This window comes from Conexibacter woesei DSM 14684, from assembly GCF_000025265.1.
In the GTDB taxonomy this organism is placed as follows: domain Bacteria; phylum Actinomycetota; class Thermoleophilia; order Solirubrobacterales; family Solirubrobacteraceae; genus Conexibacter; species Conexibacter woesei.
In genome coordinates this window covers 2,301,456-2,319,108 of record NC_013739.1, presented here as the reverse complement: position 1 = coordinate 2,319,108, position 17,653 = coordinate 2,301,456, and the positions used below count along the sequence as shown (strand labels likewise).

General features: G+C 74.2%; 17 protein-coding genes. 6 read left to right on the top strand and 11 right to left on the bottom strand.

Translation table 11 applies throughout. The features are described from left to right. Positions 1-27 precede the first annotated feature (27 nt). Complete coding sequence (locus CWOE_RS11000) at positions 28-1,338, top strand: hydantoinase/oxoprolinase N-terminal domain-containing protein (protein ID WP_012933682.1); 1,311 nt, start codon at positions 28-30, stop codon at positions 1,336-1,338. Here CWOE_RS11000 and CWOE_RS30575 read toward each other — a convergent pair. Continuing rightward, a complete protein-coding gene (locus tag CWOE_RS30575; protein WP_012933681.1) occupies positions 1,331-2,848 on the bottom strand; it encodes a PucR family transcriptional regulator in 1,518 nt (505 codons plus the stop codon). The genes CWOE_RS11000 and CWOE_RS30575 overlap by 8 nt on opposite strands. 142 nt (positions 2,849-2,990) lie before the next feature. Here CWOE_RS30575 and CWOE_RS10990 point away from each other — a divergent pair, with 142 nt between their 5' ends. Next, positions 2,991-3,452 (top strand): RidA family protein, encoded by a 462-nt coding sequence (locus tag CWOE_RS10990; protein ID WP_012933680.1) that lies wholly within the window; start codon positions 2,991-2,993, stop codon positions 3,450-3,452. Between the two features lie 9 nt (positions 3,453-3,461). Here CWOE_RS10990 and CWOE_RS10985 read toward each other — a convergent pair whose 3' ends face one another. From CWOE_RS10985 to paaN, 7 genes are read right to left on the bottom strand one after another with little or no spacing between them, the layout of a single operon-like run. After that, positions 3,462-4,247 (bottom strand): FadR/GntR family transcriptional regulator, encoded by a 786-nt coding sequence (locus CWOE_RS10985; protein WP_012933679.1) that lies wholly within the window; start codon positions 4,245-4,247, stop codon positions 3,462-3,464. Positions 4,248-4,278: 31 nt separating this feature from the next. Continuing rightward, a complete protein-coding gene (paaE, locus tag CWOE_RS10980) occupies positions 4,279-5,370 on the bottom strand; it encodes a 1,2-phenylacetyl-CoA epoxidase subunit PaaE (RefSeq protein WP_012933678.1) in 1,092 nt (363 codons plus the stop codon). A gap of 15 nt (positions 5,371-5,385) precedes the next feature. Beyond that, complete coding sequence (gene paaD / locus CWOE_RS10975) at positions 5,386-5,853, bottom strand: 1,2-phenylacetyl-CoA epoxidase subunit PaaD (RefSeq protein WP_012933677.1); 468 nt, start codon at positions 5,851-5,853, stop codon at positions 5,386-5,388. Then, on the bottom strand, positions 5,847-6,596 hold the full coding sequence (gene paaC, locus CWOE_RS10970) for a 1,2-phenylacetyl-CoA epoxidase subunit PaaC (RefSeq protein ID WP_012933676.1): 750 nt from the start codon (positions 6,594-6,596) through the stop codon (positions 5,847-5,849). The genes paaD and paaC overlap by 7 nt, the downstream gene beginning before the upstream one ends. Then, complete coding sequence (gene paaB, locus CWOE_RS10965) at positions 6,593-6,886, bottom strand: 1,2-phenylacetyl-CoA epoxidase subunit PaaB (protein WP_012933675.1); 294 nt, start codon at positions 6,884-6,886, stop codon at positions 6,593-6,595. Before paaB ends, paaC begins: the two co-directional genes overlap by 4 nt. Further along, entirely contained in the window at positions 6,883-7,827 is a 945-nt protein-coding gene (gene paaA / locus CWOE_RS10960) for a 1,2-phenylacetyl-CoA epoxidase subunit PaaA (RefSeq protein ID WP_012933674.1), read from the bottom strand. The genes paaB and paaA overlap by 4 nt, the downstream gene beginning before the upstream one ends. Continuing rightward, the gene (gene paaN / locus CWOE_RS10955) at positions 7,824-9,524 is read right to left on the bottom strand and encodes a phenylacetic acid degradation protein PaaN (RefSeq protein ID WP_012933673.1); all 1,701 of its coding nucleotides are present in this window, start codon (positions 9,522-9,524) and stop codon (positions 7,824-7,826) included. The genes paaA and paaN overlap by 4 nt, the downstream gene beginning before the upstream one ends. Before the next feature lie 101 nt (positions 9,525-9,625). On the opposite strand from paaN, the gene pcaF reads away from it, so the two are divergent. The 3 genes from pcaF to CWOE_RS10940 all read left to right on the top strand — a co-directional run bounded on the left by pcaF (position 9,626) and on the right by CWOE_RS10940 (position 12,754). Beyond that, complete coding sequence (gene pcaF / locus CWOE_RS10950; protein ID WP_012933672.1) at positions 9,626-10,828, top strand: 3-oxoadipyl-CoA thiolase; 1,203 nt, start codon at positions 9,626-9,628, stop codon at positions 10,826-10,828. 21 nt (positions 10,829-10,849) lie between these two features. Then, complete coding sequence (locus CWOE_RS10945; protein ID WP_148260976.1) at positions 10,850-11,413, top strand: TetR/AcrR family transcriptional regulator; 564 nt, start codon at positions 10,850-10,852, stop codon at positions 11,411-11,413. 138 nt (positions 11,414-11,551) lie between these two features. Continuing rightward, positions 11,552-12,754, top strand: a complete 1,203-nt coding sequence (locus CWOE_RS10940; protein WP_012933670.1) for a Fic family protein — start codon at positions 11,552-11,554, stop codon at positions 12,752-12,754. A 4-nt stretch (positions 12,755-12,758) separates the two neighbouring features. Here the strand turns inward: CWOE_RS10940 and CWOE_RS10935 are convergent, their stop codons facing one another. From CWOE_RS10935 to CWOE_RS10925, 3 genes are read right to left on the bottom strand one after another with little or no spacing between them, the layout of a single operon-like run. Continuing rightward, the gene (locus tag CWOE_RS10935) at positions 12,759-13,889 is read right to left on the bottom strand and encodes a dihydrolipoamide acetyltransferase family protein (protein ID WP_012933669.1); all 1,131 of its coding nucleotides are present in this window, start codon (positions 13,887-13,889) and stop codon (positions 12,759-12,761) included. A gap of 3 nt (positions 13,890-13,892) precedes the next feature. Next, positions 13,893-14,864, bottom strand: a complete 972-nt coding sequence (locus CWOE_RS10930; RefSeq protein WP_012933668.1) for an alpha-ketoacid dehydrogenase subunit beta — start codon at positions 14,862-14,864, stop codon at positions 13,893-13,895. Further along, positions 14,861-15,931 carry a thiamine pyrophosphate-dependent enzyme gene (locus CWOE_RS10925; protein ID WP_012933667.1) on the bottom strand — a complete coding sequence of 357 codons (1,071 nt, stop codon included), beginning with the start codon at positions 15,929-15,931 and terminating at the stop codon, positions 14,861-14,863. Before CWOE_RS10925 ends, CWOE_RS10930 begins: the two co-directional genes overlap by 4 nt. A 134-nt stretch (positions 15,932-16,065) precedes the next feature. Here CWOE_RS10925 and CWOE_RS10920 point away from each other — a divergent pair, with 134 nt between their 5' ends. Beyond that, positions 16,066-17,652 (top strand): 3-hydroxyacyl-CoA dehydrogenase NAD-binding domain-containing protein, encoded by a 1,587-nt coding sequence (locus CWOE_RS10920; protein ID WP_012933666.1) that lies wholly within the window; start codon positions 16,066-16,068, stop codon positions 17,650-17,652. The last annotated feature ends 1 nt before the right edge of the window (position 17,653 follow it).

The following is a 17,653-nucleotide window of genomic DNA, read 5'->3' as shown; positions in this document are numbered from 1 at the left end:
GCCTGGGATGATGCGGCCGTGAGCAGCATGCGCGTCGGCTTGGAGATCGGCGACGGCGTCAGCGCCGCGGCGGTCGACGCGCACGGGCGGGTCGTCGCGACCGCGGCGCTCGCGTCCGGCTGCGACGTCGAGCGCGACGTCGCGGCCGCGGTCGGCGCGCTGGTCGGCCCGGACCTGGCCGCCTCCGCGATCGGCGAGGTGATGCTGGCGACGCCGTTCGCGACGGAGGCGGCGCACGAGCGGACGGCGCTCGCACGCGTGGCGGTGGTCCGCGTCGGCACGCCGTCGACCGCGATCCCGCCGCTCGGCACGTGGCCCGCGCCGCTGCGTGCGGCGGTGTCCGCGGGCGAGGCAGTCGTCGCCGGCGGGCGCGAGCTCGACGGAACGCCGAGCGTCGCGCTCGACCTCGCGGCGGCACGCGGCTTCCTGCTCGCCTGCGGTTCCGTGGACGCCGTGGCGGTCAGCGGCGTCTTCAGCCTCGTCGAGCCGGCCGACGAGCTGCGCGTGGCCGAGCTGGCGCGCGAGCTGCTCGGCGCGGTGCCGGTCTCGCTCAGCCACCAGCTCGGCGCGCTGGGGCTGCTCGCGCGCGAGAACGTGACGGTCCTCAATGCCGCCCTGACCAGCGTCGTGAGCGACGTCACCGACGCGCTGCGCGCCGGTCTCGCGACCGTCGGCGTCGCGGCGCGCACGCACCTCGTGCAGGGCGACGGAACGCTGATGACGGCCGAGTACGCGCGCCATCATCCGGCGCTGACGATCGGCGGCCCGGTCGCGAGCGGCGTGCGCGGCGCGGGGGTCCTGAGCGGCCTCGACGGCGCGCTCGTCTGCGACGCCGGTGCCGGCGAGACGACGATCGCCCGGCTGACGGGCGGCGCCCCGGAGGCCGACAGCGGCGCGCTGACGGTCGAGGGGGTCGTGACGAACCTGCGCACCCCGGAGGTCGCGGACGCGCACGGCACGCTCGCCGAGCAGATCGACAGCATGAAGCAGAGCAGCGCCGACGAGCGGCTGATCGTCGTCGGCCCGCACGGCCCGCTCGTGCCGGGCGAGCTGCCCGGGGTGAGCGAGGTCGTGCGCCCGCGGCACAGCGCGTTCGCCCGCGCCGTCGGCGCCGCGACCGCGCCGGTCGGCGCGACCGCCGAGTGCGTCTTCGCGCGCACCGCCGATCCCGCGACGCGGCGCGCCGCGGCGTCGGCTGCCGCGACGGACCGCGCCGTGCTCGCCGGGGCCGATCCCGGGACCGTCGTCGTGCAGGAGTACGAGGAGGTGCCGTTCAGCTACCTCCCGAACCTCGCGCTGAGCGTCCGCGTCAGCACGGTCGGGCGGCCCCTCAGGTAGGCGCGCCGGCGGCGAGCAGTCGCGCGCGGCAGGCGAGCTGCAGCGCGAGCCACTGCTCGGGATCGTCGAGGTCGACGTCGATCCGCTCGACGATCTTGCGGATCCGGTAGGCGAGCGAGTTGCGGTGGAGGTGCAGCGTCGCCGCGGTGTTCGCGAGCGAGCCGCGGCCGTCGAGATACGCCGACAGCGTCCGGATCGCCTCGTCCGCGCGGCGAGGCCCCAGCTCGTCGAGCGGCGCGAGCAGCAGGTCGATCGTGTCGGCGGCCGTCGTCGTCGCCGCCCATTCGAGCAGGATCCGCCGCATCCCCATGCTGTCGAAGCTCGTCACCGCCGGCGTCGCGTCATCGTGCGCGTCGTCGTGCGAGGAGAGCGCCATCCGCGCCTCGCCGGCCGAGCGGCGCAGGCCGGCGGCGCCGCTGTGCGGCGAGCCGACGCCGCAGCGCAGCGTGACGCCGGGATGGCGCCGGCCGGTCGCGGCGACGATCTCGCCGGCGAGCCTGACCGACTCGCGCGCTCCGTGCGGACCGGGGTCGCGCCGATCCATCCGCAGCAGCAGCAGGGCAGTGCCGGACCGCGCGCGGTGCCAGACGCCGCCCGCCGCGCGGGCGCTCGCGAGCGTCGTCCGCTCGATCGACCGCATCGTCTCGTAGGCCGCCAGCTCGTCGTCGCCGGGGTGCTCGACCTCCAGGCGCACGACCGTGTGCCAGGCGTCGAGGCGGAGGCCGAGCGCGGCCGCCCGGTCGATCAGCCGCTCGGCACGGTGGGCGTCGACGGCGAGGAACTCGGTCAGGAAGTCGGCGCGCGGCTGGCCGGGCGCGTCGCGCGTGTGCCGCTCGTGCTCGATCGCGCGGGCGACCGCGCCTGCGACCAGCTCCAACGACAGCTCGCGCGCGATCGACTCCTCCCGCTCGTCGTCGCGCGGGATCACGACGGCGCCCTCGACCTGTCCCTCCACCAGCAGCGAGGCGCTCGCGTCGACCGCAGTCGGCTCGCGCAGCTCCGGCCGCACGCCGAGCACGTCGCCGACCGCGGACAGCAGCGCGTCGGCGTCCTCGCCGCGCGCGACGGCGGCGCGCAGCGCGCGCAGCGCGCCGGCGGCGCGCTGCAGCGCGCGGTCGGCCCCGCCGGCCAGCTCGCGGTGGAGCGCGACGACGAGGGCGGCGAGATCCGTCTGCGGCTCGGCGCACAGCAGCCGGATCCGTCCGCGGCGCGCGATCGCCTCAACCGCCGGGTCGAGCACCGACGACTCGTCCTGCAGCACGACGATGCCGGACAGCTCGCGATCGGCCGCCGTGCGGACGAGCATGTCGAGCCGGCAGCCCATCGTCGCGGCCGACGCCGCGCCGGTCAGGATCGCGAGCGCGCCGGGCTCGGCGCGCGCCAGCGCGGCGACGTCCGCGACGACCGTGACCGACGAGACCGTGCGGCCGGGGCCGGGCGGCGTGAGCGGGACGGGTCGCACCAGGCGCCGCACGTCGGGGGCGTGGAGCAGGTCGTCGATCGCCGCCATCGGGTGAGTATCGCGCGCAGGACGGGTTCCGGTTCGTGCAGGTTGCACGAACCGCGGTGCGTGTTCGTCGCAACTGCCGAATCCTGGTCGGGCGGGGAGCGTAGGTTCGCGTCATGACACGCACCGAATGGAGGACGGGGACGTGAGCGCCGAGGAGCGCATGCGCGCGCTGGGTCTGGAGCTGCCGGCTCCGTTCGCGCCCGTCGGCGCGTACGTCGCGGCGCGGCGCGCGGGCGACCAGCTGCACGTCTCCGGACAGGGGCCGCTGCTCCCCGGCGGCGGCTTCGTGCGCGGCAAGGTCGGCGCCGAGCTGACGCTGGAGCAGGCGCAGGAGGCCGCGCGGCTGGCCGCGCTCAGCGCGCTCGCGACGATGCGCGACGCGCTCGGGACGCTCGACCGTGTCGTCGCGATCGCGCGCGTCGTCGGCTACGTCAACTGCGCGCCCGGCTTCAACGCCACCCCGGCCGTCCTCGACGGCTGCTCGAAGCTGCTGCTCGACGCGCTCGGCGAGGCCGGGCGCCACGCGCGCTCGGCGATCGGCGTCGCTGAGCTGCCGTTCGACATCGCCGTCGAGGTCGACCTCACCGCCGTCGTCGCGGACTGACGCGCGGGCTCAGCGGTCCGCGGCCGGCGGAGCGGCGACGACCGCCCCGAACAGCGCGTCCCAGCTCGATCCGATCGCCTCCGCGAACGCGTTCTCCAGCATCCGGAAGTGCTCGTCCAGGATCGGGGCGAGCGCGTCCGCGTCGCGCAACCGCATCACGTGCAGCTGGCGACGGTGGACGTCGAGCGTGAGCTCGTCCTCCTCCGCCCCGCCGCGGTAGGCGTCGCGGATCGGGGCGATGTCGTTGCCGAGCGACCGCATCGCGGCCTGCAGCGCGCGGTTGTGACAGGCGCGGCTGACAGCGCGGTGGAACGCCGCGTCGGCGCGCATCACGAGCGCGCGGTTGCCGCGGTGGCGTTCGAGCAGGTCGATCGTGCGCTGGATCTCGTCGAGGTCCTCCTCGGTCGCCGCGAGCGCGGCGAGCCGCGCGACGCCCGTCTCGACGACGCGGCGGGCGACCAGCACCTCGACGACCTGATGCTCCTCGGACGCGACGTAGGAGTTGATCAGGTCGAACGGGATCAGGTCGGTCGCGAGGAAGATCCCGCCGCCCGCGCCGCGCTTGACGGCGATCAGCCCTGCCCGCTCCAGCACGCGCAGCGCCTGCCGCAGCGTCGGCTTGGAGATCGCCAGCTGCTCGGCCAGCTCGGACTCGTTCGGCAGGCGGTCGCCTTCGCGCAGACGGTTGCGCTCGATGCCGTCCACGACATGGCTGATCGCCTGCTCGAAGGTGCGCTCCGTCGTCACGGGCTCGACGAAGGCGGACGCGGGCTGGGCGGAGCGCTCGGCGGACATGCGCCTGCGAGCCTACTCTCCCGCGCCGCCGTCACTGGTCGAAGTCGACCGTCACCGTGTCGCTGACCGGATGCGCCTGGCAGGCGAGCACGAACCCGCTGTCGATCTCCGCCTCCTCCAGCGCGTACGAGAGGTCCATCCGCGTCTCGCCCGCGACGACGCGGCAGCGGCAGGTGCCGCAGACGCCGCCCTTGCACGCGTAGGGAGCGTCGCTGCGGACGGCCAGCAGCGCGTCGAGGATCGTCTCCCCCGCGCGCGGCACCGACAGCGTCGACGCGCGCCCGCCGAGCACGGCGGTGACGGTCGCCGCGCCCTCCGTCTGCGCACGCCCGTCGCCCGCGGCGGCGGCGCGGGCTGCGGCGGCGCGGGCCGCGGGCGCCGGGCGGTCGGCGTGGAAGACCTCGCGATGGATCCGCTCGCCGGGCACGCCGCGCTCGCGCAGCAGCGCGCGGGCGCCCTCGATCAGCTCCAGCGGGCCGCACAGGAACCACTCGTCGACCTCGTCGGGCAGCAGCAACGTGTCGAAGAAGCGCGCCAGCCGCTCGCGGTCGAGCCGGCCGGACAACAGCTCGGCCGGCTGCGGCTCGCGCGAGAGCACGTGGAACAGCTGGAAGCGCTGCGGGTGGCGGTCCTTCAGGTCCTCCAGCTCCTCGAGGAACATGATCGAGCCGCTCGTGCGGTTGCCGTAGGCGAGCGCGACCTCGCTGTCCGGCTCGCGTTCGAGGATCGTCGCGGCGATCGAGAGGATCGGCGTGATGCCGCTGCCGGCGGCGATCGCCGCGTAGCGCCTGCGGTGGGCCGGGTCCAGCGCGGTCGTGAAGCGCCCGCCGGGCGTCATCACGTCGAGCACGTCGCCCGCGCGCAGGTCGCTGTGCGCCCAGCTGGAGAACGCGCCGCCTTCGAGCCGCTTGACAGCGACGCGCAACGTCCCCGAGCCGGCGGGCGCGCAGATCGAGTAGGTGCGGCGCAGCTCCTCGCCGCCCGCCTCGCGCACGAGCACGAGGTGCTGGCCGTGCGCGAAGTCGTAGGCGTCGCGCAGCTCGTCGGGCACGTCGAACGTGATCGCGACGCTGTCGTCGGTGACGGGCGCGACCTCGGCGACCCGCAGCGGATGCAGCTCCATGCTCACCTGCTCACCTCAGTGGGGCTTGAATCGGTCGAACGGCTCCAGGCACGCCTGGCAGACGTGCTGCGCCTGGCACGCGGTCGCGCCGAAGCGCGACAGCTCGCGCGTGTCGAGCGAGCCGCAGCGCGGGCAGGCGACGCCGAGTTGGAGCAGCGGCAGGCGCCCCGGCGGCGCGATCCCGTACTCGCGCAGCTTGCGTCTGCCGGCCTCGCTCATCCAGTCGGTCGTCCACGCCGGCGTCAGCACGGCCCGCACCTGCACGCGCTCGGCGCCCTGCTCGTGCAGCCGCGTGCGCACGTCGTCGGCGATCGCGTCGATCGCCGGGCAGCCGGAGTAGGTCGGCGTGATCGTCACGACGACGCCGTCCTCGTCGTCGATCGCGACGTCCCGCAGGATCCCGAGGTCCTCGATCGTCAACACCGGGATCTCCGGGTCGGGGACGCCCGCGACGATCGCGCGCGCCTGCTCGCGCGTCACCACGTCGCCCCCACGTGCGCGCGGTGCAGGCTCTGCAGCTCCGCCAGCAGGAAGCCGAAGCCCTCCGTGTGCTCGCCGCGCCGGCCGCCGCTCGGCGCCCAGCCGTCTGCCGGGACGCCGAGCGTCGCGCGGCCGAGCGTCTCGGCGACGAACGCGCGCCAGCCGTCGCGCAGCGTCGCGGGGTCGACGCCGACGCCCTCGCCCGCCATCCGCAGGTCCAGCTCGTCGGCCGCGAACGGCTCGTGCGCGTAGGGCCACAGCCGCTCGATCGCCGCCTGCATCCGCGCGTGGCTCTCCTCCGTCCCGTCGCCGAGCCGCAGCGTCCAGCGGACGGCGTGGTCGCGGTGGTAGGCGACCTCCTTGACCGCCTTCGCGGCGACGCCGGCGATCAGCTCGTCGGCCGACCCGGTGAGCGCCTCGCAGCGCGCCAGCTGAAAGGTCGAGAACAGCAGCAGCCGCGCGATCGCCTCGGCGAAGTCGCGGTCGGGCAGCTCGACGATCAGCAGGTTGAGGAACTCGCGCTCGCCGCGCAGGTAGGCGAGCGCGTCCTCGTCGCGGCCGCGCCCTTCCAGCTCACCTGCGCGCGCGAGCAGCGGCCGCGCCTGACCGAGCAGGTCGAGCGCGACGTTCGTCAGCGCAAGGTCCTCCTCCAGCTCCGGCGCGCGCGCGGACCACCACGCCAGCCGCTGCGAGAGGATCAGCGCGTCGTCGCCGAGCCGCAGCGCGTATGTGGCCACGTCATTCACAGGTGCTGCACTCCCTCCGGGACCTCGTAGAACGTCGGGTGGCGGTACGCCTTGTCGGCCGCTGGGTCGAAGAAGGCGTCCTTCTCGTCGGGCGAGGAGGCGGTCACCTGGGCCGTCGGGACGACCCAGATCGAGACGCCTTCCTGGCGCCGCGTGTAGAGGTCGCGCGCGTTGCGCACCGCCATCTCCTCGTCGGGCGCGTGGAGGCTGCCGACGTGCTGGTGCGAGAGGCCGCGTCTGGGACGCACGAAGACCTCCCACAGCGGCCAGCCGTGCCGCTCGCCGCTCACGCCGCCACCCGCCGCGCATCCTGCTTCGCGGCGTAGGCGGCCGCGGCCTCGCGCACCCAGGCGCCGTCGGCGTGGGCGGCGCGGCGGTGCTCCATCCGCTGCCGGTTGCACGGCCCGTTCCCCTTCACGACCGTCCAGAACTCGTCCCAGTCGATCGGACCGAAGTCGTAGTGGCCGCGCTGCTCGTTCCAGCGCAGCTCGGCGTCGGGCAGCGTCAACGTCAGCGACTCCGCCTGCGGCACGGCCATGTCGACGAAGCGCTGGCGCAGCTCGTCGTTGCTGAAGCGCTTGATCCCCCACGCCATCGACTGCGCCGAGTGCGGCGACTCGTCGTCGGGCGGGCCGAACATCATCAGCGACGGCCACCACCAGCGGTCGACGGCGTCCTGCGCCATCGCGCGCTGCGCCTCGGTCCCGCGTGCGAGCGCGTGCAGGATCTCGAAGCCCTGCCGCTGGTGGAAGCTCTCCTCCTTGCAGATGCGCACCATCGCGCGCGCGTACGGCCCGTAGGAGCAGCGCGTGATCGGCACCTGGTTGACGATCGCGGCGCCGTCGACGAGCCAGCCGATCGCGCCCATGTCGGCCCACGTCAGCGTCGGGTAGTTGAAGATCGACGAGTACTTCTGGCGGCCGGTGAGCAGCTGCTCGGTCAGCTCGTCGCGGCTGACACCGAGCGTCTCGGCGGCGGAGTAGAGGTAGGCGCCGTGGCCGGCCTCGTCCTGCACCTTCGCCATCAGGATCGCCTTGCGCCGCAGCGACGGCGCGCGCGTGATCCAGTTGCCCTCCGGCTGCATCCCGATGATCTCCGAGTGCGCGTGCTGGGCGATCTGGCGCACGAGCGTCGCGCGGTAGTCGTCGGGCATCCAGTCGCGCGGCTCGATCCGCTCATCGGCGGCGATCGTCGCCTCGAACGCCTCGACGAGCGCAGCGTCGGCGATCACCCCTCCTCCTCCACGTGGCGGCGCGACTGGACGACGCCGAAGCGCGGCGCGACGAAGGCGGCGTCGGCGAGCGACGCGTTCGCGGCCGGGTTCAGCGCCGTCCCGTGGAAGTCCGAGTACGCCGCCGACTGGTTGACGTAGACGCCCTGCGTGAGGTTGGCCGACAGCGCGACGCCGACCTCCAGCGCGACCTCCTCGGTCGCCGCGAGGACCGCCTCGTCGGTGCTGTAGACGCCGGCGGTGATCGCGCCGTGCTCGCGCACGGTCCGCCGCAGCGTCGCGAGGCTCTCCGCGGTCGAGCCGGTCGGCACGAGCAGCGCGATCGGGCCGAACTGCTCCTCGCTCGCCGCGGGCGCCTGCGGCCCGGAGACGGCGACGAGCGCCGGCGTGCGGACGTCCGCGTCGGGGAACTGCGGGTGCTCGATCCGGCGCGAGGCGAGCACGACGTCGCCGAGCGTGTCGGCGCGCTCGAGCCGCTCGGCGATCGCGGGGCTGACGATCGCGCCGAGGATCGCCGTCGCGCGGCCGACGTCGCCGAGCAGACCGTCGATCGCTGCGGCGAGGTCGGCGCCGACCTGCTCGAACGTCTTCGGCCCCTGGTCGGTCTCGATCCCACCGGCCGGCACGAGCAGGTTCTGCGTCGTCGTGCACATCTGGCCGCTGTAGAGCGAGAGCGTGAAGGCGAGGTTCGCGAGCATGCCGGCGTAGTCGTCGGTCGAGTCGATCACGACCGTGTTGACGCCCGCCTTCTCGGTGAATACGGCGGCTTGGCGCGCCTCACGCTCGAGCCACTCGCCGAAGCCGGTCGAGCCGGTGTAGTCGACGATCCGCACCTCGGGGCGCAGCGCCAGCTCGGCCGCGAGCCGCTCGTCGGCGCGGCCGGCGGCGAGCGCGACCAGATCGGGCGAGAAGCCGGCCTCGGCGAGCACCTCGCGGGCGACCGCGACGGTGATCGCGAGCGGCAGGATCGCGCGGCTGCTCGGCTTGACGACGACGGGGTTGCCGCAGACGAGGCTGGCGAACAGGCCCGGGTAGCCGTTCCACGTCGGGAAGGTGTTGCAGCCGATCACGAGCGCGATGCCGCGCGGGACGACCGTGAAGCGCTTGTGCATCCGCAGCGGCGGGCGCTTGCCCTGCGGCTTGACCCACAGCGCGTCGGACGGGATCCGCCGCATCTCGGCGACCGCCCACGCGACCGCCTCCAGCGCACGATCCTGCGCATGCGGAGCACCGGCCTGGAACGCCATCGCCGGCGCCTGGCCGGTCGTGTGCATGACCGCCTCGGCGATCTCGGCCGAACGCGCGTTGAGGCGCGCGAGGATCTCCAGCACGACCGCCGCGCGCTGCTCGGCGCCGGCGTCGCGCCAGGCGGGGATCGCCTCCCGCATCGCGGCGAGGAGGACGTCGACGTCGGGACGCGGGTAGGTGACGCCGAGCCGCGGACCGTACGGCGAGCGCTCGTCGCCGACCTGCTCAAGCGTGCCCAACTGGTCGAGTGGGAACGGCGTGCCGAGGTAGGCCTCGAACGCGGCTCTCCCCTCCGCGAGCGCGTTCTCCCCGTACGCCTTCGGCACCTCGGCGTACGGCGACCACCAGCCGCGCTCGGCGATCGCGGCGACGGCCGCGTCGAGCGTCGCGCGATGACGCTCGACCAGCTGCTCCGCGCTGGTCTCCACTGCAGGTGCGGGCACGGTCATGCGGGCTCCCTTCGTCGGTCTGTGACGAGCGTACCAGTCCGTCCGACCGTTCGGTAGTCTCGGCGACCGCAGCGGCACCATCACCAGAGCAAGGAGACGCGATGCACGACGCCTATCTCGTGACCGGCGTGCGGACCCCGATCGGCCGCTACGGCGGCGCGCTCGCGAGCGTCCGCCCCGACGACCTCGCCGCGCTCGCGATCCGCGCGCTGCTCGACCGCGCCGGCGCCGTCGACCCCGCCGCGATCGACGAGGTCGTGCTCGGCTGCGCCAACCAGGCGGGCGAGGACAACCGCAACGTCGCGCGAATGGCGGCGCTGCTGGCCGGCCTGCCCGCGAGCGTTCCGGGCACGACGGTCAACCGCCTCTGCGGCTCCGGCCTCGACGCCGTCCTGATCGCCGCGCGTCAGGTCCGCACCGGCGAGGCCGACCTCGTCGTCGCCGGCGGCGTCGAGTCGATGAGCCGGGCGCCGTTCGTGCTGCCGAAGACCGCGGAGCCGTTCTCGCGCCACGCCGAGATCCACGACACGACGATCGGCTGGCGCTTCGTCAACGAGCAGCTCGCGCACGCGTTCGGGACCGACTCGATGCCGGAGACGGCCGAGAACGTCGCCGCCGACTTCGGCGTCTCGCGCGCCGACCAGGACGCGTTCGCGGCGCGCTCGCAGGAGCGTGCGGCGCGCGCACAGGAGAACGGCCGTCTGGCGCGCGAGATCGTCGCCGTGCCGATCCCGCAGCGCAAGGGCGACGACCTGCTCGTCGAGCGCGACGAGCACCCGCGACCGACGACGGTCGAGGCGCTGGCGAGGCTGCGCACGCCGTTCCGCACGGACGGCAGCGTCACGGCCGGCAACGCGTCGGGCGTCAACGACGGCGCCGCCGCGCTGCTGATCGCCTCCGGTGCGGCGGTCGATCGATTCGGCCTGGAACCGCTCGCGCGCGTGACGGCCGGCGCGACCGCAGGCGTCGCCCCGCGCGTGATGGGGATCGGGCCGGTCCCGGCGACGCGCAGGCTGCTCGCGCTGACCGGGCGGACGATCGCCGACTACGACGTCGTCGAGCTGAACGAGGCGTTCGCCGCGCAGGCGCTCGCGGTGCTGCGGCAGCTGGGCCTCCCCGACGACGCCGGCCACGTCAACCCCAACGGCGGCGCGATCGCGCTCGGGCATCCGCTCGGGATGAGCGGCGCGCGGCTGGCGCTGACCGCCGCGCACGAGCTGCGCGAGCGCGGCGGAAGACGAGCCCTCTGCACGATGTGCGTCGGCGTCGGTCAGGGGATCGCGGCCGAGCTGGAAGTCGCCTGAGCGACGGCTACCGTTGTGCCGGTGAGCACTCGCGACCGACTCTCCATCGAAGCCGCTCGGATGTTCGCCGAGCGCGGCTACCACGGCACGTCCATCGGCGACCTCGCCGGCGCGCTCGGCATCCGCAAGGCGTCCGTCTACACGCACATCAACGGCAAGGAGGAGCTGCTCGCGCAGATCGCGCTCGCCGGCGCGACCGCGTTCCACGCCGCGCTCGACGCGGTGCCCGAGGACGCCGCGCCGGGCGAGCGGCTGCGGCTGGCGCTGCGTGCCCACCTCGGCGTCGTCGACCGGCAGCTCGACGTCGCGACCGTCTGGCTGCAGGAGTGGCGCTACCTGACCGGCGACGCGCGCAGACGCTTCCTCGCCGAGCGCCGCCGCTACGAGAGACGCGTGACGAGACTGCATCAGGACGCCGTCGACGCCGGCGCGCTGCGCGCCGACCTCGACGTGAGACACGCGGTGCTCGTCTTCCTGTCCGTCGGCAACTGGGCCTACACGTGGATGAGCCGCGGCGCGAGAGTCGGCGAGACGGCCGACGCACTGTGGTCGCTGCTGCTGGAGGGAACCGCCCCCAGGCGGTAGTGCCGACCTTCTCCACGGAGCAGCCGGAGGAAAGCTTAGGGCCGATCCTTTCCTAAGGGTCCAGGCTGAGCTAGGATGACGACGAGGCAAGGAACGCCACGTTCCTTGCCTAAGGATCGACTCGAACAAAGGATCGCGGTGCGCGGACGGTACGTCCAACGGACTTGGCAGGCGGATCCAACCATCTATGCCCCTCCGCGTCACCGGCGTGCCTGCACGTACGACGCCTTCGTTCCCGAGCCGGTCGCCGACGTTGAGGTTGTTCTTCCCGGCGACGTGGCCGGCGTGGTCTCCGATGCGGAGAAGGCGATCGCCGAGCTGAACCGCGCCGCCGGGCCCGAGTTGATGCCACTCGCTCGATTGCTGCTGCGAACCGAGTCCATCGCCTCCTCGAAGGTCGAGGGCCTGCAGCTCGATGCGCGCAGCCTTGCTCGCGCTGAGACCAATCGGGACACCGGGCGCAAGGTCGGACCGGGCGCCGCCGAGATCCTCGCCAACATCGACGCGATGCAGCTCTCGATCGAGCGAGCGGCGGACCTCGAGGGCGTGCGTCCTGCGGACTTCCTCGACATCCATCGGGTTCTGCTCGAACGCGCGCCGAACTCCCAGGTCGCCGGAAGATCTCGCGCTTCGCAGAACTGGATCGGCGGCAACGACTACAACCCCTGTGGCGCGGCGTTCGTGCCCCCGCCGCCGGAGGAGGTCGATCGCCTCCTCGACGATCTCTGCGTGTTCGTCAACGACATCGCGCTTCCGCCGCTCGTGCAGGCCGCGATCGCCCACGCCCAGTTCGAGACGATCCACCCTTTTGAGGACGGCAACGGCCGGACCGGCCGCGCGCTGGTGCAGGTCGTCCTTCGAAGGCGCGGTGTGACACCGGCGTTCGTCCCCCCGATCAGCGTCGTGCTGGCTCGCGACAAGGATCGCTATCTGAAAGGGCTGACGCTGTTCCGCGAGGATCGCCTGTCCGATTGGATCGAGCTGTTCGCCGCCGCTGCCGCTGAGGCCGCCACGCTTGCCGCTCGCTACACGATCCGGGTCGGCGAGTTGCAGGACGAGTGGCGTGAGCGCTTGCGTCAGCACTCGAATCCTCGCGCCGACGCAGCCGCCTGGAGCCTGATCACGGTCCTTCCCGCCCATCCGGTCATCACGGTGCCAGTCGCCGTTGCGGCGACCGGACGAACAAAGCCGGCCGCCGCGAACGCGATCGAGCAGCTGGAGGCTGCCGGCATCCTCGCGCGGCTCAACGAATCGGCACGCAACCGGGCCTGGGAAGCTGAGGGGCTGCTCGACCTGATCGTCGGACTCGAGGCCGGCGTCTCCTCAGCGAGCGGCGCGTGACCCGCTACCTCGCCCGCTGCAGCTCGTCGATCACGTGCAGCAGGAACATCGACGCGCGCGTGCCGTCGGTGATGCGGTGGTCGAACGAGCACGAGACGAGCCCGATCTCGCGGATCGCGATCTCGCCGTCGCGCACGACCGGCCGCTGCTGGATCCGGTGGACGCCGAGGATCGCCGCCTCGCCGGGGTTGACGAGCGGCGTCGCGAAGTAGCCGCCGAGCTTGCCGGCGAGCGTGACGGTGAACGTCCCGCCGCGCAGCTGCTCGGGCGCGACCGTGTCGTCGCGGACCGCCTGCGCGAGCCGCTTGACCTCGGCGTCGAGCTGCTCGACCGTCCGGTCGGCGGCGTCGTGCAGCACCGGGACGACGAGCCCTCTCGGTCCCTGCGCAGCGACGCCGACGGCGATGCGGTCGAGGTAGACGATGTCGTCGCCGTCGAGCGTCGCGTTGAAGTCGGGGAACGCGCGCAAGCCGGAGACGACCGCCTTGACGACGAACGGCACGTACGACAGCTCGCCGCGACGGGCCGCCAGCTCGGTGACGTCGCACTCCTCGACGACCGTCACCTTCGGCACCTCGCGATGCGACTCGGCGAGCCGCTCGGCGATCCGGCGGCGGACGCCGCGCAGCGGCTCGCGGCGACCCTCCGCGCGCGCCGGCGCGCCACCGGCGGCGCGCACGTCGGCCTCGGTGACCGCGCCGCCCGGCCCGCTGCCGGCGACCGCCGACAGCTCGACCTCCAGCTCGCGCGCGGCGCGCCGCGCGCCCGGCGTCGCCTGCACGGGCGCGGCCGGCGTCGCCTGCACGGGCGCGGCCGGCGTCGCCTGCACGGGCGCGGCCGGCGCGGCGGGCGCAGCCGCGGCGGCCGGAGCGGCCGGCGCCCCCTCCCCACCCCCGTCGCCGGTCTCGATCGTCAGGAGCGGCGCGCCGACGGCGACGCGCTCGCCGGTCTCGGCGTGCAGCGCGGCGACGACGCCGTCGACCGGGCTCGGGATGTCGACGGTCGCCTTGTCCGTCTCGACCTCGACCATCGGGTCGTCCTCCGCGACGCGCTGGCCGACGCTCACCAGCCACGTGGCGATCTCGCCCTCGGCGACGCCCTCCCCGAGGTCGGGGAGCAGGAACTCGTATGCCATTGCTCAGTACTCCAGGGTCCGGCGCACCGCCGCGGCGACGCGCTCGATCGACGGCAGGTACACGTCCTCCAGGCGCCAGTACGGGAAGGCGACGTCGTAGCCGGTGACGCGCTCGATCGGCGCGTGCAGGTCGAGCATCGCCCGCTCCGCCGCGATGGCCGCGACCTCGGCGGCGAAGCCGGCGGTGCGCGGTGCCTCCTGCACGATCACGAGCCGCCCGGTGCGGCGGACGGCGGCGAGCAGGCCCGCCTCGTCGAGCGGGCGCAGCGAACGCAGGTCGAGCACGTGCGCCGAGACGCCCTCCTCCGCCAGCCGCTCCGCCGCCCCCTCGGCGACGGGCACCATCGCGCCGTAGGCGACGATCGTCGCATCGGAGCCCTCGCGCACGACGCGGGCCTGCCCGAGCGGCACGACGTGATCGCCGGCCGGAACCTCCTCGCGCGCACCGCGGTAGAGCGCCTTCGGCTCGAGGAAGACGACCGGGTCGGGGTCGCGGATCGCTGCCGCCAGCAGGCCCTTCGCGTCAGCCGGCGTCGACGGGATCACGACCTTGATGCCCGGCGTGTGGACGTAGTAGGTCTCGGGTGAGTCCTCGTGCAGCTCCGGCGCGCGGACCCCGCCGCCGTACGGCATGCGGATCGTCAGCGGCACGCCCATCCGCCCGCCCGAGCGCCAGCGATAGCGCCCGACGTGCGTGATCAGCTGGTCGAGCGCGGGATAGCTGAAGGCGTCGTACTGCATCTCGACGACGGGCCGCCAGCCGGTCATGCAGAGGCCGACCGCGGAGCCGAGCAGGCCCGCCTCGGCGAGCGGCGTGTCGACGCAGCGGTCGGCGCCGAAGCGCTCCTGCAGCCCCGCGGTGACGCGGAAGACGCCGCCCGAGCGGCCGACGTCCTCGCCCATCACGAGCACGTCGCCGTCGCGCTCCAGCTCGTTGTGGAGCCCTTCGTTGATCGCTTCGACGAGCGTCTTCACGCGACCGCCTCCGCGAACGCGGCGAGCGCCTCATCGCGCTGACGCAGCAGGTCCGCCGGCGGCTGGGCGTACGTCGTGTCGAAGACGAGCGCCGGATCGGGCGCCGGCAGCTGCTCGACCGCGCGCATCCCGGCCTTGACCAGCTCGACCGCCTCCGCCCGGCGCGCAGCGGCGGCGTCGTCGTCGAGCAGGCCGCGTCGCCGCAGGTAGCCCTCGTAGCGGACGAGGCACTCGTCGCTCCTCGCCGCCTCCGCCCGCCCGGGCTCGCGGTAGAGCGAGGGGTCGTCGGCGGTGCCGTGCGGGGCGATCCGGTAGTGGACCGCCTCGACGAGAGTCGGCCCGTCGCCGGCGCGCGCCCGCGTGACGGCGTCGCGCACCGCCTCGTGGACGGCGAGCACGTCGCCGCCGTCGACGCGGACGCCGGGGATGCCGTAGCCGACCGCCTTGTCGGCGAGCGCGGCGGCGCGCGACTGGCGCTCGTACGGGGTCGAGATCGCCCAGCCGTTGTTGCTGCACAGCAGCACGACGGGCGCATCCGTGACGGCGGCGAGGTTGACCCCCTCGTGGAACGCGCCCTCCGACGTCGCGCCGTCGCCGAAGAAGACGAGCGCGCAGCCCGGCTCACCTCTGAGGCGCATCCCCCAGGCGGCGCCGGCGGCGTGCGGGACCTGGCTGGCGATCGGCACCGAGATGCCGCCGAGCAGGTGCTCCTGCGGGTTCCACCAGCCGGCCGGATGACCCCGCCACCACGCGAGCACGGTCGCGGGATCGATCCCGCGCAGCAGCCCGATCGCGGACTCGCGGTAGGACGGGAAGACCCAGTCGGTCGCCGCGTCGAGCGCGAAGTGCGCGCCGACCTGGATCGCCTCGTGGCCCCAGTAGATCGCGTACGTGCCGATCCGGCCCTGGCGTTGGTAGACGACCGCGCGCTCGTCGAACGTCCGCATCAGGACCAGCTGGCGGTGCAGCTCGAGCAGCTGCTCGTCGGCGAGGCCGGCGACCTCGCCGTCCGCGGCCGTCTCGCCGTCGCCGATCACGCGTCGCGGCGTGCGTTCGCTCGTGCCCACGATTCCTCCACTCCTTCGTCGGTCGGGCGACGCTCGCGCCGGCCCCATGTCGGGCATAATAGAAAAAGAGTTTCTCTTTTGCAACGGCGAAGGTCACCGTCCCATCCGACCGTTCGGTAGTCTACCGTCCGACCATGGCACAGACAGCACGCAGCGTCGACCGTCTCGGCGTCGCCGGCGCCGGGACGATGGGCGCAGGGATCGCGCAGACCGCCCTCCTCGCGGGGATCCCGACCGTCCTCACCGACCCCTCCGCCGACGCGCTCGCCCACGCCGAGGCGACCGTCTCCGCGGCGCTCGCCCGCGGCGCGGAGCGCGGCCGCTGGAGCACGGCCGACGCCGACGCGGCGCGCACGCGGCTGACCTGCGCCACCGACCCCGCGGCGCTCGCCGGCGTCGACGCCGCGATCGAGGCCGTGCCCGAGCGGCTGGAGCTGAAGCGGACGGTCTTCGCTCAGCTCGCCGACGTCTGCGGCCCGGCCACGCTGCTGGCGACGAACACGTCGTCGCTGCTCGTCAGCGCGGTCGCCGCCGGCCTGCCCGCGCCCGAGCGCGTCGTCGGCCTGCACTTCTTCAACCCGGTGCCGCTGATGCGGCTCGTCGAGGTGATCGCCGGGGCCGACACCGGCCCGGAGGCGCTCGCGTCGGCGCGCGCGCTCGGCGAGCGGCTCGGCAAGCGGGTCGTCGTCGCGCAGGACGGGATCGGCTTCCTCGTCAACCGCTGCGGCCGGCCGTTCGTCGGCGAGGCGCTGCGCCTGCTGCAGGAGCGCGTCGCGACGATCGAGCAGATCGACCGCATCTGCCGCATGGGCGGCGGCTTCCGCATGGGCCCGTTCGAGCTCGCCGACCTGATCGGGCTCGACGTCAACCTCGAGATCGCCGAGTCGTTCTGGCGCCAGAGCTACGGCGAGCCGCGCTGGAAGCCGAGCCCGCTGCAGGCCCGGCTCGTCGCCGCCGGCCGGCACGGGCGCAAGAGCGGCGCCGGCTTCCACGACTACCGCGACGGCGCCCACCGGCCGGCCGACCCGGAGCCGCCCGCGCCCGGCGGCGGAGACGGCCGCAGCGTCGTGATCGGCGGCGCCGGCCCCGTCGCCGACGGCCTGCGAGCGCGGGCGCGCACGGCCGGCTTCGCCGTGCTCGGCCTCAACGACCGCGGCGCCGACGACATCCACCTGTGCGTCGACGCCGACCCGCGCCGGCGGACGTGGTTCGGCGGGCTCGGACACGTGCCCGCCCGCGCGCTGCTGTGCGCGTCCACGACGCTCCGCGCCGCCCGCGACGTGCGCGCGTGCGGCTTCCACCTGGTCGGGCCGGTCGATCAGGCCCGGCTCGTCGAGACGACCGCGCTGCCGGACACCGACCCGGCGGCCGTCGCGCGCACGGAGGAGTTCTTCGGCGTGCTCGGCTTCCACGTCGAGCGCGTCGGCGACGCGCCCGGGATGGTGCTCGGGCGGATCGTCGCGCAGCTCGTCAACGAGGCCGCGTTCGCGATCGGCGAGGGCGTCGGCTCCGCGGCCGACGTCGACGCCGGCACGACGCTCGGCCTCAACCACCCGCGCGGTCCGGTCGCGTGGAGCGAGCAGACGGGACTCGCGCACGTGCGTGCGATCCTGCGCACGCTGCACGACGAGCGCGGCGAGGAGCGCTACCGCACGGCGCCGCTGCTGCTCGGCGCCGAGTCGCTCGCAGCCCACACTCGATTCGCAACGACGTCCCGATAGA